Annotated in this window: 14 protein-coding genes; 5 read left to right on the top strand and 9 right to left on the bottom strand. The window is 74.1% G+C overall.

Going from position 1 to position 13,942, the window contains the following annotated elements:
* Window positions 1-135 precede the first annotated feature (135 nt).
* A complete protein-coding gene (locus ACFV7Q_RS18435) occupies window positions 136-1,005 on the top strand; it encodes a bifunctional 5,10-methylenetetrahydrofolate dehydrogenase/5,10-methenyltetrahydrofolate cyclohydrolase (RefSeq protein ID WP_385429563.1) in 870 nt (289 codons plus the stop codon).
* A gap of 179 nt (window positions 1,006-1,184) precedes the next feature.
* Window positions 1,185-2,462 carry an NADH:flavin oxidoreductase/NADH oxidase family protein gene (locus ACFV7Q_RS18430; RefSeq protein ID WP_385429561.1) on the top strand — a complete coding sequence of 426 codons (1,278 nt, stop codon included), beginning with the start codon at window positions 1,185-1,187 and terminating at the stop codon, window positions 2,460-2,462.
* A gap of 61 nt (window positions 2,463-2,523) precedes the next feature.
* On the opposite strand, the gene ACFV7Q_RS18425 is transcribed toward ACFV7Q_RS18430, so the two are convergent.
* Window positions 2,524-2,979, bottom strand: a complete 456-nt coding sequence (locus tag ACFV7Q_RS18425; protein WP_385429560.1) for a TetR-like C-terminal domain-containing protein — start codon at window positions 2,977-2,979, stop codon at window positions 2,524-2,526.
* A 68-nt stretch (window positions 2,980-3,047) separates the two neighbouring features.
* Here ACFV7Q_RS18425 and ACFV7Q_RS18420 point away from each other — a divergent pair, with 68 nt between their 5' ends.
* On the top strand, window positions 3,048-3,896 hold the full coding sequence (locus tag ACFV7Q_RS18420; protein WP_385429616.1) for an MBL fold metallo-hydrolase: 849 nt from the start codon (window positions 3,048-3,050) through the stop codon (window positions 3,894-3,896).
* On the opposite strand, the gene ACFV7Q_RS18415 is transcribed toward ACFV7Q_RS18420, so the two are convergent.
* From ACFV7Q_RS18415 to ACFV7Q_RS18400, 4 genes are all read right to left on the bottom strand, one after another.
* Window positions 3,893-5,080, bottom strand: coding sequence for an MAB_1171c family putative transporter (locus ACFV7Q_RS18415; protein WP_385429559.1), 1,188 nt, complete (start codon window positions 5,078-5,080; stop codon window positions 3,893-3,895). The genes ACFV7Q_RS18420 and ACFV7Q_RS18415 overlap by 4 nt on opposite strands.
* A complete protein-coding gene (locus ACFV7Q_RS18410; RefSeq protein WP_385429557.1) occupies window positions 5,077-6,555 on the bottom strand; it encodes an NAD(P)/FAD-dependent oxidoreductase in 1,479 nt (492 codons plus the stop codon). Before ACFV7Q_RS18410 ends, ACFV7Q_RS18415 begins: the two co-directional genes overlap by 4 nt.
* A 117-nt stretch (window positions 6,556-6,672) precedes the next feature.
* Complete coding sequence (locus tag ACFV7Q_RS18405; protein WP_385429555.1) at window positions 6,673-7,236, bottom strand: toxin-antitoxin system, toxin component; 564 nt, start codon at window positions 7,234-7,236, stop codon at window positions 6,673-6,675.
* Window positions 7,233-8,309, bottom strand: a complete 1,077-nt coding sequence (locus tag ACFV7Q_RS18400) for a hypothetical protein (RefSeq protein WP_385429553.1) — start codon at window positions 8,307-8,309, stop codon at window positions 7,233-7,235. Before ACFV7Q_RS18400 ends, ACFV7Q_RS18405 begins: the two co-directional genes overlap by 4 nt.
* Window positions 8,310-8,671: 362 nt before the next feature.
* Here ACFV7Q_RS18400 and ACFV7Q_RS18395 point away from each other — a divergent pair, with 362 nt between their 5' ends.
* Complete coding sequence (locus ACFV7Q_RS18395) at window positions 8,672-9,118, top strand: hypothetical protein (RefSeq protein WP_385429552.1); 447 nt, start codon at window positions 8,672-8,674, stop codon at window positions 9,116-9,118.
* Here ACFV7Q_RS18395 and ACFV7Q_RS18390 read toward each other — a convergent pair.
* On the bottom strand, window positions 9,104-9,925 hold the full coding sequence (locus tag ACFV7Q_RS18390) for a helix-turn-helix domain-containing protein (RefSeq protein ID WP_385429550.1): 822 nt from the start codon (window positions 9,923-9,925) through the stop codon (window positions 9,104-9,106). The two genes, ACFV7Q_RS18395 and ACFV7Q_RS18390, sit on opposite strands and share 15 nt — an antisense overlap.
* Before the next feature lie 178 nt (window positions 9,926-10,103).
* Here ACFV7Q_RS18390 and ACFV7Q_RS18385 point away from each other — a divergent pair, with 178 nt between their 5' ends.
* Window positions 10,104-10,409: a 4a-hydroxytetrahydrobiopterin dehydratase gene (locus tag ACFV7Q_RS18385; RefSeq protein WP_385429548.1), complete on the top strand. Its 306-nt coding sequence runs from the start codon at window positions 10,104-10,106 to the stop codon at window positions 10,407-10,409.
* Window positions 10,410-10,470: 61 nt separating this feature from the next.
* Here ACFV7Q_RS18385 and ACFV7Q_RS18380 read toward each other — a convergent pair whose 3' ends face one another.
* From ACFV7Q_RS18380 to ACFV7Q_RS18370, 3 genes are all read right to left on the bottom strand, one after another.
* Window positions 10,471-10,896, bottom strand: a complete 426-nt coding sequence (locus ACFV7Q_RS18380) for an RICIN domain-containing protein (RefSeq protein WP_385429546.1) — start codon at window positions 10,894-10,896, stop codon at window positions 10,471-10,473.
* A gap of 13 nt (window positions 10,897-10,909) precedes the next feature.
* The gene (locus tag ACFV7Q_RS18375) at window positions 10,910-11,758 is read right to left on the bottom strand and encodes an aldo/keto reductase (protein WP_385429544.1); all 849 of its coding nucleotides are present in this window, start codon (window positions 11,756-11,758) and stop codon (window positions 10,910-10,912) included.
* A gap of 64 nt (window positions 11,759-11,822) precedes the next feature.
* Window positions 11,823-13,715 (bottom strand): AMP-dependent synthetase/ligase, encoded by a 1,893-nt coding sequence (locus ACFV7Q_RS18370; protein ID WP_385429543.1) that lies wholly within the window; start codon window positions 13,713-13,715, stop codon window positions 11,823-11,825.
* Between the last annotated feature and the right edge of the window lie 227 nt (window positions 13,716-13,942).

Genomic DNA, 13,942 nt, shown 5'->3' with positions numbered 1-13,942 from the left:
TGGCGTTCGGGTGGATCACCACCGGGGAGCGGCCCGGCGTACGGCACCCCGTCGTGCGTCCGGCGTACCGCGCGTACGGCCGACTGCCGCGCGCCTGGGCGAACCGCGATCCGCAGCGACGCCCAGGAGACCCCTATGACGACTGCCACCGCCCGCCTCATGGACGGCACCGCCCTCGCCCGCCGCATCACCGAGCGGACCGCCGCCCGGGCGGCGAAGCTCACCGAGCGCACCGGCACCGCGCCCTGCCTCGCGACGGTCCTGGTCGGCGAGGACCCGGCCTCCGTCACCTACGTCCGCATGAAGCAGAACCGCTGCGCCAAGGCCGGGATCACCTCCCGCCACGTGGCGCTGCCGGCCGGGACCACCACCGAGGAGCTCGTCGCCACCATCACGGCCCTCTCCGAGGACCCGGCGATCAGCGGCATCCTGCTCCAGCACCCCGTCCCGCACCACATCGACGAGCGCGCCGCCTTCGAGGCCATCGCCCCGGGCAAGGACGTCGACGGCGTCACCATGCACTCCTTCGCCGCGATGGGCTTCGGCCTGCCGGGCTTCGTCTCCTGCACCCCCGGCGGCATCATGCGCCTGCTCGCCGAGTACGACGTGGACCTCACCGGCAAGCACGCCGTCGTCGTCGGCCGCAGCGCCATCCTCGGGAAGCCCGCCGGCATGCTGCTGCTGGAGCAGAACGCCACCGTCACCTACTGCCACTCCCGCACCCGGGACCTGTCCTCGATCGTCCGCCAGGCAGACGTCCTGGTCGCCGCCGTCGGCAAGGCCGAATTCATCCGCGGTGAGGACATCAAGCCGGGCGCCGTGGTCCTGGACGCCGGCTACAACGAGGGCAACGTCGGCGACGTCCACTTCGAGTCCGCCGCCGCCCGCGCCTCGCTGATCACCCCGGTTCCCGGCGGCGTCGGCCCGATGACCATCGCGGTGCTGCTGGAGCAGACCGTGCAGGCGGCCGCCGCCCAGGCCGGGCTTTCCCCCGCGGACCTCTGACCGGCACTCCCGCAGGTCCCCCCGGTACCCCGGGCGGCCCTGCCCGGGGCCGGGGTCCCGCGCGATCCCGCCGCCCGCCGTCACGGCCGGCAGAGGACTGACGTTTCTCGGACACCTGGCGGTATCTTGTCGGCCGAATGCGGGTGGCACGTGCCACCCGCGGTCCGGGGGGAGCGCAGATGGACCTTTTCACGCCACTCGACCTGCCCCATGGCGGCCGGCTGCCGAACCGGCTGGCGAAGGCCGCGATGGAGGAGAGCCTCGCCGGGCCCGGCCAGCTGCCCGGCGAGCGCATCGAGCGCCTCTACCGCCGGTGGGCGCAGGGCGGCGCCGGACTGTTGATCACCGGCAACGTGATGGTGGACCGCCGGGCCCTGACCGCCCCCGGGACGATCGTCCTCGACGCACACGCCCCGCTCGGCCCGTTCCGCCGCTGGGCCCGGGCCGCCGCATCCGGCGGCGGCCAGGTCTGGATGCAGATCAACCACCCCGGCCGGCAGGTCGGCGCGGAGATGCCCGGCACCGCCTGGGCGCCCTCGGAGATCGGGGTGAGCCTCGGCAGGCACACCAAGCGGTTCGCCCGGCCCACCGCGATGACCGAGGCCGACATCCGGGCCACCGTCGGGCGTTTCGCGGTCACCGCCCGACGGGCGCAGGAGGCCGGCTTCCACGGCGTCCAGATCCACGCCGCCCACGGCTACCTCCTCAGCCAGTTCCTCTCCCCGCTGGTCAACCGGCGCACCGACCGCTGGGGCGGCAGCCTCCCCAACCGGGTCCGGCTGCTCGCCGAGGTCGTCCGGGCCGTCCGCGCCCGGGTCCGGGAGGACTTCGCGGTCGCGGTCAAGCTGAACACCGCCGACTTCCAGCGCGGCGGTTTCGACACCGAGGACGCCGCCCGGGTCCTGGAGGTGCTCGGCGGGCTCGGCGTCGACCTGGTCGAACTGTCCGGGGGCAGCGTCGAGAGCCCCGCGACCCTGGGCCGTACGGCCGACCTGCGGACCCTGGAGCGCGAGGCGTACTTCCTCGCCTTCGCCGAACAGTTCGTCGAGGCGGCCCCCATGCCGCTGATGCTGACCGGCGGGATAGCCCGCAGCCAGACCGCCCGCCGGGTCCTGGACCGCGGCTTCGCCGTCGTCGGCCTCGCCTCCGCCCTGGCGTTCCGCCCCGATCTGCCGGCCCGCTGGCGCGCGGGGGAGGACGTACGCGTGATCGTGGAACGGCTGCAGTGGAAGGACCGGGACCTGGCCGGCGCCGGGTTGCTGGCCTTCGTACGCTTCCAGATGCACCGGCTGGCCCGGGGCCTGGAACCGCGGCCGCACGCCTCGGCCCGGGCGGCGTTCGCCCTCGACCAGCTCCGGCACTGGCGCCGCGTCCGCGCCTACGGGGCCTGGCTCGCCCGTAACCCCGAGCCCGATCCCGAGCCCGGGTCCGGCCCCGAGGAGGTCCTCGCGGCCTGACCGCGGCCCGGGGCGGGTCCGGGCCGGCACGCCCCGTCGCGTGTCCGGAGGGGCGAACCGGTCACCGGCCGGCCGGGCCGAGGACGGCCGTCACGAGTCGGCGGGCGTACGCGGTCTCGAGCCCGTCCGGTCGGAACAGGATGCGGTACATCAGCGGGGCGACGACGTGGTCGAGGACCGTCTCGACGTCGGGCGTCCGCTCCCCGCGTCCGGTCGCGCGGGTGAGGATGGCGCCGACCTGTTCGGCGGCGTACGCGGAGCACCGGCCGGCGTTGCTGCCGTCCGGGTCCCCGAGCAGGGCGTCGCGGACGTAGGCGCGGCCGGTGGGGGAGGACATCTCGTCGAGGAACTGCTCGGCCCAGGCCGTCAGGTCCGAGGAGAGGGACCCGTGGTCCCCGGGCGCGGTGTCGGGCCTCAGGCGTTCGTAGGGCCCTACGCTAACTAAAAGCAAACCGTTTGCGTTTAGTGTCAAAGGACCCGTCCGTGACCACTGTTGAGACCCGAGCAACCGCACCATCCGTCCGCCCGGCCGTCCGCCCGCCCGCAGTCCCCGGCTGGACCGCGGGCGACGTCACCGTCCACCGCATCGACGAGACCCCCCTGCCGCCCGCCACCGGACCCTGGCTGCTGCCGGACGCCACCCCCGAGGTCGTCGCCGGACAGGACTGGCTGCGCCCCCACTTCGCCGACGACCGGGGCGTCCTGCGCCTCCACAGCCACACCTTCGCGTTCACCCTCGACGGGCTGCGCGTCCTCGTGGACACCGGGATCGGCAACGGCAAGGAGCGCGCCAACCCCGCCTGGCACGACCTGGACACCGACTACCTCCAGCGCCTCACCGCCGCCGGATTCCCCCCGGACTCGGTCGACCTGGTGGTCCTCACCCATCTGCACGCCGACCACGTCGGCTGGAACACCCGGCTGGCAGACGGAGCGTGGGTCCCCACCTTCCCCAACGCCCGCTACGTCACCTCCCGCACCGAGCGGGAGTTCTGGGCCGGGTACGACATGGAGGAGGCGCGCCGGCACATGTTCCTGGACTCCGTGATCCCGGTGGAGGAAGCAGGACTGCTCGACCTCGTCGACGTCCCCGCCGGGGGCGCGGCCATCACCCCGCACCTCCGCCTGCTGCCCACGCCCGGCCACACTCCCGGCCACGTCGCCGTCGAGCTGACCACCCCCGGCCGGACGGTCCTGATCACCGGGGACTGCATCCACCACCCCGTCCAGCTCGCCCGTCCGGCCATCGGCGCGTGCGTCGACATCGACCCCGAGCGGTCAGAGGCCTCGCGCCGCACCCTGCTCGGCTCGCTCGCCGACACGGACACCCTCGTCCTGGGCACCCACTTCGCGCCGCCCACCGCAGGCCGTGTCGTCTCCCACCACGGCGCCTACCGGCTCTCGCCCGTCAACGCCGACGCGGGCCGCAGCTAGTCGCGGCCGCTGCGGACGGCCGCCACGATCGGCGACGAGCTGAACTCCCGGGCCAGCGCCGCCAGAGGCGTCGAGTCCAGCCGGTACGGGTCGGGCGGCCCCTGGTCGGCGCCCTCCCGGTGTTCCCCGACGCAGCCCGCCAGCTCGGCGGCCTCCCGGCGCCGCACCGCCGCCGCGAGCATGGCTGCGTCCGCCACCAGCGACGCCCGCGGCCCGTCCATGCCCTCGGCGCGCGCGGCCTCGTACGCGGCACACCGCACGCCCGGGTCGAACCAGCAGCCCAGGGCCAGGATCCCGTCGTCGATCACCGACTCCCGGTGGATCAGCCGGATCCCGATCGGCGACCACCAGGTCAGCGGCACCGTCCTCACGCTCGGCGAGGCGAAGCCGCGCAGTGCCTTCCACAGCGGGCGCAGCCGCCGGTACCGGCTGTAGTCCCGCCAGGCCTCAGAGCCGCCGACCAGCGGCACGATGAACCCCGCCCCCACCATCAGGGCCGCCGACGCGGCGAGGGGCGGGGCCGCGTACGTGGACAGCCCGTCCCAGTCCCGGCCCGCCCAGCGGGCGCCCACCGCCGCCCACTTCGCCACCAGGTAGCCCAGGTCCAGCACCCCACCGAGCACGATCAGCGCCAGCCCGGTGCGCAGCGGCCGCAGCGAGGGGTCCGCCCGCAGCAGCCACTTCCAGCACAGGCCCGTCAGCGCCGAACTGCCCGCCATGTGGGCCAGCAGGTAGCAGACGATCATCTCGCGCAGCCAGGGCGTGTTGGCGTAGTACGTGTCCAGGTCCCGCACCCGCTCGACCGGTGCGTCCCCCATCACGAACAGGAAGACGATCAGCAGGGCGACGGCGCCGAACACCGCCGACGTGAGCCGGGTCGCCCGGCGCACCACCGCGGGCGGGCCGCCGCCCCAGTGCAGCACCAGGACGATGCACGACCCCGAGAACGCTGTGAGCACCCCGTACACCAGCGGCGCCGAGAAGTTGGTGATGCCCGTCAGCCGGTTCACCGCCGAGATCGTCGGCGGAGCCGCCAGGAACATCACGAGGCAGCCGACGACCAACAGCGTGCACACCGCCCGCATCAGCGGCTGGTCCCAGTTCCTGCGCAGCGTCGGCGCCTTGATCAGCAGCGCCAGGATCAGCACCGACCCCGGGACGTAGAGGATGAGCCCGTCCGTCATCGCGCCTGGCCGACGGGGCCCACCGGATCGACGGGACCGCCCGGTCCGGGCGCGGCCGCGGGCCCGGCCCGCCCGGCCACCCGGTCGAGCCCCGCGACGGCCCGCTCGGCCGCGGTCAGTGGCGGCGCCTTCAGCGCACCCCGGTCCGAGGCGCGCAGCACCTGCCACACCACCGACGGGCGCAACCAGTAGGTGGGCGGGCTGCTCATCGTGATGACCTGGAGGAACGCGGCCGTCAACGCCTCCCGGGTCGTCGCGCCCGTCACCAGCCGGCTGACGTACGCGTTCAGCAGGCCGACCCCGGCCCGCGGCCGCATCCCGGTCGCACCCGGGTACAGGATGTCCTGGGACGTGGCCAGCTCCCAGGCGGTGGCCACCATCGGGGCGAGCGCCCGCTGCGCCTCGCGGCCGAACGACGGGTGGGCGAGCCCCCTGGCGCGCAGCAGTGCCCGTACGGCCAGCAGGCCCTGCGCGGCGACGGTCATGCCCTGCCCGTACAACGGGTTGAAGGTGGCCACGGAGTCCCCGACGGCGAAGAACCCGTCGGGCAGGTCGGCCTTCTCGAAGTAGACCCGCCGGTTGGCGGTGCCCTGGGTGACGGCGACGTCGGTGAGCGGCTTGCGGCCTTCGAGGAGCTCGCCGACGATCGGGTCCCGGATGCCCTTGGCGAACGGGATGAACCGGTCGGGGTCGCCGGTGGGCTGGCCGCCGCGGGTGCCCGACAGGGTGACCTGCCACTGGCCGTTCTCGATGGGCACGATCGTCGCGGTCCGCCCGGGTACGGGAACCCGCGGATCGGACTGGACGTTGACGATGGGGAAGCCCATCTCGTGGGCCCCGGGGGGCGCTTCGAAGATCCGGGTCGCGTACACCAGCCCGGAGTCCACCTGGGCCTGCCGGACGGCGCCCACCCCGAGCTGTTGGAGCCAGGCCCGGGCGCGGGATCCGCGCCCGCTGGCATCCACCACCACGTCGGCGGTGATCAACAGCCCCTCCTCCTCGGGGGTGTCGACGCGGACCCCGGTGACCCGGGCCGCAGTCCCCTCCAGCGCGTGCACCCGGCTCTGCTGCAGGGTGGTGACACCGCTCAGGCCCGTCACGCGGGCGCGTACCACCGCGTCGAGCAGGTCGCGGCTGCACGAGATGTTGAACTGCTTCTCCCCGCAGCGGGGGATCCAGCCCTGCGCCGTCTTGGTGACCAGGTCCGTGGGCAGGCTCCGACGGATGGCGCCCGCCGCCGTCCAGTCCTCGGTGATGCCCGGCAGGATCTCCTCGATGGCGCGCGCCCCGCCCGACCACATGACGTGGACGTGTCGGGCCTGGGGGAGGCCGCGCCGCGGCACCGGGCTGTCGGGCAGCGTGTCGGCGTCGATGATCGTGACCTTCGCGTGCTCGGCGAGCACCGCTGCCGCGAGCAGGCCGGCCATGCTGCCGCCGATCACGACGGCCTGGCGGGGCGGGGTGGAGGGGGTCATCGTGTGTGGTGGGCTCTCTGTCGGGGCCGTGCGGGGGCAGCGGCGCGTGAGGTGCGTCGGCAGGGCGGCGGTGGGCCGGTGGCCGCCGCGGCGCCGGGCTGCGCCGCAGGGGTGCACTCAACGGCCCCAGCCGAGCGAGGTCTTGATGCGCTCGATCGCCTCGGGGAACTGCTCCTGGCAGGGCGGCTGCAGGAAGGTCTTGAGGATCTTGCCGAGGTGCAGGCCGAAGGTCTCGGCCCGGATCTCCGCCGGGTCCTCCCGGTCGGCGCGGGCAGCTGCCTGCCGCACGACGCTGCCCAGACCGGTCTCGGAGTGCAGCAGGTCCGCGAGGTCGCCGTTCGGTCCCACGAGCCGGGCGGCCACGGCCATGCCCGGCCCGTGACTGTCGCAGGTGCCTTCCTCCAGGTGCCATAACTCGTGGCACGCGATGACGAGTTGGTGCTCGGGCCGGGTGCGTTCCTCGATGATCAGCAGGTCGCGGTCCGCGAGCTCCAGCCACAGCCCGCTGGCCGTGTCCGGCGGGAACCCCGCGAAGCGGAAGGCCACGGGCCGCCCACCGCGCCTGCGGCCGTACGCCTCGCACAGGCTCCCGACGATCGCGGCGGCGTCGGCCGGCGGCGCCAGGCGCACCTCGGCCAGCAGATCCGCGCCGAGCTTCCGCATGGTCCGTGTGGTCCTCATGGCGCTCCCCCCTCGGCGGTGTCTTCACGGCCCCCTGCCGTGCGGGCCGGGGGTTCACGGTGCGCGCCCGGGCCCTTGAGCAGGCCTTCCCGCGCCAGCAGGTCGTCCAGGTGGTCGGCCAGCGACTTCCAGCCCGCCGCGGACAGCCGACCGGCCCGGGTGACGATGCTGCGCACGTCGTGCGCCCGCAGGACGGCGAGCATCGGGTCCTCCGCGTCCTGCTCCGCCGACCGCAGCTCGTACTCGATGCCGGCGAGGGCGGTGGCGAGGGCCTCCGTGTCGTCGGCCAGCAGGAAGCCGCCGTCGACCCCGTAGAAGCGCTGGATGCCCGCGGCAGCGGCGAGGTTGGGTAGCCCCTCGCCACGGGCGAGGCGGGTCAGCGACTGGCCGGACGCGTCGAAGGAGTGGGCGATGGCGGCCAGTGAGTGGGCCTGCCCGTCGGGCCGCGGGCGGGTGCGGCGCAGGTGGGTGAAACGCTGGTGGACCTGCTCCTTGAGCGGCAGTCGGGGCGGCCGTCCGTCGAGGGTCTGCGCGACGGCGTGCGGGGGCATTCCCGTCAGGTACGACAGGTGTTCCAGGTCGTCCGTTGCGCCGGAGCCGGTCACCGGGGCGCCCGCCGCGGCCCTGGTGCACGCCTCGGCGGCGGTGACGGCCAGTGCCCGCTCCACCGCGCTCTTGCTGTCGGCGAGGAGGAAGCCCGCGTACACCCCGAAGAACCGTTGTACCCCGGCGGCGTGGCCCAGCCGGGGCAGCCCGGTGCCCGCGTTGAGCGGGCCTAACGAGGCGCCGGGCGCATCGAACGCGTCGGCGATGGTGGCCAGCGGCCACTCCCGGCCGTGCCGGTCGCGGCGCGTGGCCCGCAGCCGTAGGAAACGCCGGTGCACCCGCTCGCACAGGGGGGCCGGGGGCGCCGTCCCCGCCACCACCGCGGGGATCAGCGCCGGTTCCACCCCGCACAGCCGGCCCAGCTGCTCCGCGTCCAGCACTTCGGCCGGGTCCTGGCCGCGGCGTTGCGCCAGGGCCGCGACACGCGACCAGGTCGCGGCGAGGTCGGGCCGGGCGGCGGGTGTCACCGTGAGGTTCTCCGTGTGTCGACTGGACGTTCGAGAGCATCGGCTGTGTGCAGCGTAGCCCTCCGGGTCGTAGCGGAACATAAGAACCCCAACGTTTCTTGCGATGTGGGTCAAAGAAGGTTGGCGCCACCCCTGACCGGCCCGCCACCCACCACCTGGCGCGCCGCGACGGCGCACGCGCACCCCCCGAAGACCGGAGCGGGCCCGTTACCCCGGAGGTAATCGACCCCGCCGCGGCCGCGCGGCACAGTGGTGGCACCGGTTCACGGAAGGCCGCGGAGCATCCCGCACCCCTCCCGGCCGGCCTGCCGTCGGCCCTCGCCGGCCGCTCGAACCCCGACCCTCCCGGAGGCTGATCCGCCATGTCCGCAACCCTGATCGCCGGTATCGCCCGCACCGCCGCCCCGCAGACCGCCCTGCGCCGCTTCCTCGCCCTCGACGCCGTCGTCACCGGCGCCAACGGCCTGGCGTACGCCGCCTTCAGCGCCCCGACGGGCCGGCTGCTCGGCATCGACCCGGCCACCCTGTTCGAGCTCGGTCTCTTCCTCACCGCCTACGCCGCCGGCGTCGGCTGGCTGGCCTCCCGCCGCCGGCCCCCGGTGTTCGGCGTGAAGCTCGTGATCGAGGCCAACTGCGCCTGGGTCGTGCTCAGCCTGGTCTCGCTCTTCTTCTGGGACGCGCCCACCGCGGCGGGCCTCGCCTGGATCCCGGCCCAGGCGCTCACCGTCGCCGCCTTCGCGCTGTTCCAGCAGCTGGCGCTGCGTCAGGTCGCCGCCGCGCGTGCGGCGCGGGCCTCAGGGCCCCAGTGAGCGTAGGTACTTCACCGTCGCCGGGTCGGCCGGGAGCATGGTCTCGATGGCCAGCTCGGCGACGGTCACGTCCATCGGGGTGTTGAACGTCGCGATGGACGACACGAACGACAGCCGGTGCCCGTCGTGCTCGATGACCAGGGGCAGCGCGATGTACGGAACGGCTTCGGCCGGTTCTCGGTCACCCGGGCGGTCGGCCACCGGGTACGCCGCGACCTCCTCGTACAGGGCGCGCAGCGGCGCGGAGCGGGCCAGCGCGATCTGCCGCTCCATCTGGGCCAGCAGGTGGCCGCGCCACTCCTTGAGGTTGTGGATCCGCGACGCCAGGCCCTCGGGGTGCAGGGTGATCCGCATCGCGTTCAGCGGCGGGGTCAGCAGGTGCTCGGGCAGACCGTCCAGCAGCATCGCGATGCCCCGGTTGGCGGCGATCACGTTGTACATGGCGTCCACGACCAGCGCCGGGTACGGCTCGTAGCCCGTCAGCAGGCGCTCCAGGCCCTCGCGCAGGGTGCCCATCGCCGGGTCGTCCATCGGGGTCTGCGCGTACTGGGGGGCGTACCCGGCGGCGAGCAGCAACGCGTTGCGCTCCCGTACGGGGACGTCGAGGCGGTCCGCGAGCCGAAGCACCATCTCCTGGCTGGGCCGGGACCTGCCGGTCTCGATGAAGCTGATGTGGCGCGCGGAGGAGTCGGCGCGACCGGCCAGTTCCAGCTGGCTGATGCCGCGCCGCTCGCGCCAGGTGCGGAGCAGGGAGCCGACGGACCCCCCGGTGTCCGCGTGTGCCGTGGTGGTCGTCGTGGTCGCCATGCGCATGACGCTACCTCAGGGAGGCTTCCCGCAGGTGCGGGCGACCCTCCGTTGGGAAGGTGCGCGACCGCTACGGAAAGGCGCGCGACCGGCCGCGCGCACCCCCGCCCACCGCCCCGGCTGTGGGAACCTTGACCCCACGTCAGGAGTTCGTCCCGTACGGGGAAGGAGCATGCCGATGGCAGCCGAGCCGCTTTCGCAGAAGGAGATCGAGGACCGGTTGCGGGAACTGCCCGGGTGGGCGTTCGAGGACGACCGGATCATCCGCACCTACCGGCTGGGCTCGCACGTCGCCGCGAGCGCGCTCGTCGCCCACATCGCCGCCGTGCAGGACGAGCTGAACCACCACTCCGACCTCACCCTCGGCTACAACACCGTCCGGCTGTCGATGAACACCCACAGCGCGGGCGACGCCGTCACCGAGGCGGACTTCACCCTCGCCGAACGCGTCGAGGCCCTCGCCCCGGCCCACGGCGCGAGCTGACACCGCCCGCCCCGGACCCGGGTTCCGGGCGTCGCGCCCGGAGCCCCGGGGCGGGCGCCGGTCAGACGGGCTCCAGCCGCCACCACTGCGCCGGCGAGTCGGTGTCCTCGCACTGCCGGGCGAGGCCCTCCTCGTCCACCTCCAGCGACAGCCCGCTGATGCAGGCGACCAGGGACACCACCCCCGGATCGTCGAGGTGCTCTTCGACGATCCACTCCTGCGCGCCGAAGGCGTTCGGCCGCCACACCTGGACGCGGGCGCCGCTCTCCGTCGACGCGTTCGCCACGTCCAGCCGCCTGTCGCCGTGCACGCTCACGACGTGGACGATCCCGCCACCGCTGTGCACGGGCGAGATCCGCCACTCCAGGGCGGCCGCCGGCGCCGGCGGGCCGTCGGGCCCCACCCCCACCCGGCTGCCGCCCTCCACCCGCAGCAGCAGACCGGTCGCCACGTTACGCACCCGGTACACCCCGTCGGGGACACCCATTGCCCGCCCCCGCTCAGAGGTCGCAGACGGCCGGGTCCGGCCCGATCCGCCCCGCCCGCGGCCCGTCGGCGAGGGCGTCCAGCGCCGCCATGTCGGCGGCGTCCAGCTCGAAACCGAACACGTCCAGGTTCTCCCTGATCCGCGACGGCGTCACCGACTTCGGGATCGCGATGTTCCCGAGCTGCAGGTGCCAGCGCAGCACCACCTGGGCCGCGGAGCGGCCGTGCCGGGCCGCGACCGCCTCGACGGCGGGCAGTGCCAGCAGCCCCGCACCCTGGCCGAGCGGGGACCAGGCCTCGGTGGCGATGCCGCGGCGGGCGTGCTCCGCCCGCAGTTCGGCCTGCGGGAACAGCGGATGCAGCTCGACCTGGTTCACGGCCGGCACCAGGGAGCTCCGCTCCCGGAGCCTGTCCAGGTCCGTCGGGCGGAAGTTCGACACGCCGACGGCGCGGGCCCGGCCGCTCGCCGCGATCTCCTCGAACGCCTCCCAGATGTACAGGAAGTCGTCGCGCATGGGACGCGGCCAGTGGATCAGGTACAGGTCGACGTGGTCGAGGCCGAGCCGGGAGAGCGAATCCTCGAACGCCCGCAGCACCTCCTTCCGGCGCCACTTCCGCCGCGTGCTGTTCCACAGCTTGGTGGTGACGAACAGCTCCTCGCGCGGCAGCCCGGACCCGGCGATGGCCTTGCCCGTGCCCGGCTCGTTCCGGTACACGGACGCCGTGTCGATGCTGCGGTAGCCCGCCTCCAGCGCGGTCCCGACCGCGCGCTCGGCCTCGTCGTCGGGGATCTGCCAGACACCGAAGCCGAGCCGGGGCATCGAGGTGCCGTTGTTGAGCGTGATGGCGGGGACCTGGTTCACGTGCTGTCGTTCCCTCGGGGGTCGCCGGGCGCCGCGTACGGGCGTCGCCGGATCTCGTCGGATCTCATCGGACGTCGTCGGGAACCGGCCGCCGGACCGGCCTATTCCCGACTCCGGACGTCCGCGGGAGGGCAGGGTCCCCGTACAAGGCGGCGACCTCCTGCGCGTACACCTTCTCGATCGCCCGCCGCTTCAGTTTCAGCGAGGGCGTCAGCAGCCCCCGCTCCTCCGTGAACTGCTCCTCCAGCACCCGGAACGTCCTGATCGCCTCGGCCTGCGAGACCAGCGTGTTCGCCGCCACCACCGCCCGCCGCACCTCCGCCGCCAGGTCCGGGTCGTGGACCAGCTGGGCCGGTGGCCGCTGCGGCAGACCGCGCATCGACAGCCAGTGCGCGATGCCCTCCGGGTCCAGGGTGACCAGCGCGGCCACGTACGGCCGGTCGTTGCCGACGAGCACGCACTGCGCGACCAGCGGGTGCGAACGCACCCGCTCTTCCAGGGCGGCCGGCGCGACGCTCTTGCCGTTGGAGGTGACCAGGATCTCCTTCTTCCGCCCGGTGATGGTGAGGTAGCCGTCCTGGTCCAGCCGCCCCAGGTCCCCGGTCGCCAGCCAGCCGTCGCGCAGCACGGCCTGCGTGGCGAGCGCGTCGTTGAGGTACCCCGAGAAGACGTGCGCCCCGTGCAGCCACACTTCCCCGTCCTCGGCGATGTGCACCGCACTGCCCGGGATGGGCCGGCCCACCGTGCCGTACTTGACGGCCCCCGGCGGGTTCGCGGTCGCGGCCGCGCAGGACTCGGTCAGCCCGTACCCCTCGAACACCGTGATTCCGGCCCCGTCGAAGAACAGTCCGAGCCGGCGCGACATCGCCGACCCGCCCGACATGGCGTGCCGCACCCGCCCGCCAAGCGCCTCCCGTACCTTCCCGTACACCAGCCTCTCGAACAGCTGGTGCTCCACGCGCAGCGCGGCCGACGGCCCCGGCCCGACGCCGAACGCCTTCTGCTCGCGCGCTTCCGCGTACCGTACGGCCGTCTCGACGGCCCGGTCGAAGGGACCAAGGCGCCCCTCCGCCTCCGCCGTGCGGCGGGCCGCCGCGAAGAGCTTCTCGAAGACGTGCGGCACCCCCAGCACGAACGTCGGCCGGAACGCGGCGAGGTCCGGCAGCAGCTCGGCCGCCGCCAGCACCGGCTGGTGCCCGAGCTTGACCCGGGCCCGGACGGCAGCCACCTCCACCATCCGCCCGAAGACGTGCGCGAGCGGCAGGAACAGGAGGGTGGAGGGCACCTCCCCGGACCCGGCCCGGAACACCGACTCCCAGCGGGCCACGAGCGTGTCCGCCTCGTACATGAAATTGCCGTGCGTGAGCACGCAGCCCTTCGGGCGGCCCATGGTCCCGGACGTGTAGATGACGGTCGCGACGGCGTCGGGCGTGACCGCGGCGCGGTGCCGGTGCACGACGTCCTCGGCGACCCCGCGCCCGTCCGCGAGGAGCGACTCGACGGCCCCGGCGTCGAGCTGCCACAGCCGCCGCAGCTGCGGCAGCCCCTCGACGACGGAACCGACGGTCATGGCCTGGTCCTCGTTCTCCACGACGCACGCCGTGCACCCGGAGTCGGACAGGATCCAGTGCACCTGCTCGGCGGAGGAGGACGGATAGACGGGTACGGGCTGGGCGCCGACCGCCCACAGCGCGAAGTCGAACAGCGTCCACTCGTACCGGGTACGGGACATCACGGCCACGCGGTCCCCGAACCGGACCCCCTGCGCCAGCAGCCCGCGCGCGAGCCCGAGCACCTCGGAGGCGAACTCCCCGGACGTCACGTCCCGCCAGCCCCCGTCCCCCTTGCGCCCCAGCACGACACGGTCGGGATCGTCGAGCGCGTACCGGAACACGCAGTCGGCGAGCCCGCCGACGGGTGTTCCCGTGACGACCGGTGGGACCGTGACCTCGCGCATGCCCCGCTCCTCTCCCGCAGCGCGGCGACGCTACTCCACCCCTCCGCCGCGTTGATCACCCCCGAAGGACCTGCACAAGACCTCCCCACCCACCCGCACTCCCGAACCCGGAAGACCCCTCGTACTCGGCCGGACCACCGCCTCCCGCCCGCCGCCGGTCGCTGCGGCGCCGGTCGGCGGCCGGTACCGGTGCCGTCCCGACACGCCCCGGGGCCAGCCCCTGCTGG

This window comes from Streptomyces sp. NPDC059851 (assembly GCF_042732005.1).
GTDB lineage: Bacteria > Actinomycetota > Actinomycetes > Streptomycetales > Streptomycetaceae > Streptomyces.
This window is presented reverse-complemented; position numbering and strand designations above follow the sequence as displayed.

What these genes read in the sequence shown, in the direction of transcription:
- ACFV7Q_RS18435 (WP_385429563.1), top strand. Translation starts at nt 136, where the DNA reads ATGACGACTGCCACCGCCCGCCTCATGGACGGCACCGCCCTCGCCCGC.
- ACFV7Q_RS18430 (WP_385429561.1), top strand. Translation starts at nt 1,185, where the DNA reads ATGGACCTTTTCACGCCACTCGACCTGCCCCATGGCGGCCGGCTGCCG.
- ACFV7Q_RS18425 (WP_385429560.1), bottom strand. Translation starts at nt 2,979, where the DNA reads ATGGTGCGGTTGCTCGGGTCTCAACAGTGGTCACGGACGGGTCCTTTG.
- ACFV7Q_RS18415 (WP_385429559.1), bottom strand. Translation starts at nt 5,080, where the DNA reads ATGACGGACGGGCTCATCCTCTACGTCCCGGGGTCGGTGCTGATCCTG.
- ACFV7Q_RS18410 (WP_385429557.1), bottom strand. Translation starts at nt 6,555, where the DNA reads ATGACCCCCTCCACCCCGCCCCGCCAGGCCGTCGTGATCGGCGGCAGC.
- ACFV7Q_RS18405 (WP_385429555.1), bottom strand. Translation starts at nt 7,236, where the DNA reads ATGAGGACCACACGGACCATGCGGAAGCTCGGCGCGGATCTGCTGGCC.
- ACFV7Q_RS18395 (WP_385429552.1), top strand. Translation starts at nt 8,672, where the DNA reads ATGTCCGCAACCCTGATCGCCGGTATCGCCCGCACCGCCGCCCCGCAG.
- ACFV7Q_RS18390 (WP_385429550.1), bottom strand. Translation starts at nt 9,925, where the DNA reads ATGGCGACCACGACGACCACCACGGCACACGCGGACACCGGGGGGTCC.
- ACFV7Q_RS18385 (WP_385429548.1), top strand. Translation starts at nt 10,104, where the DNA reads ATGGCAGCCGAGCCGCTTTCGCAGAAGGAGATCGAGGACCGGTTGCGG.
- ACFV7Q_RS18380 (WP_385429546.1), bottom strand. Translation starts at nt 10,896, where the DNA reads ATGGGTGTCCCCGACGGGGTGTACCGGGTGCGTAACGTGGCGACCGGT.
- ACFV7Q_RS18370 (WP_385429543.1), bottom strand. Translation starts at nt 13,715, where the DNA reads ATGCGCGAGGTCACGGTCCCACCGGTCGTCACGGGAACACCCGTCGGC.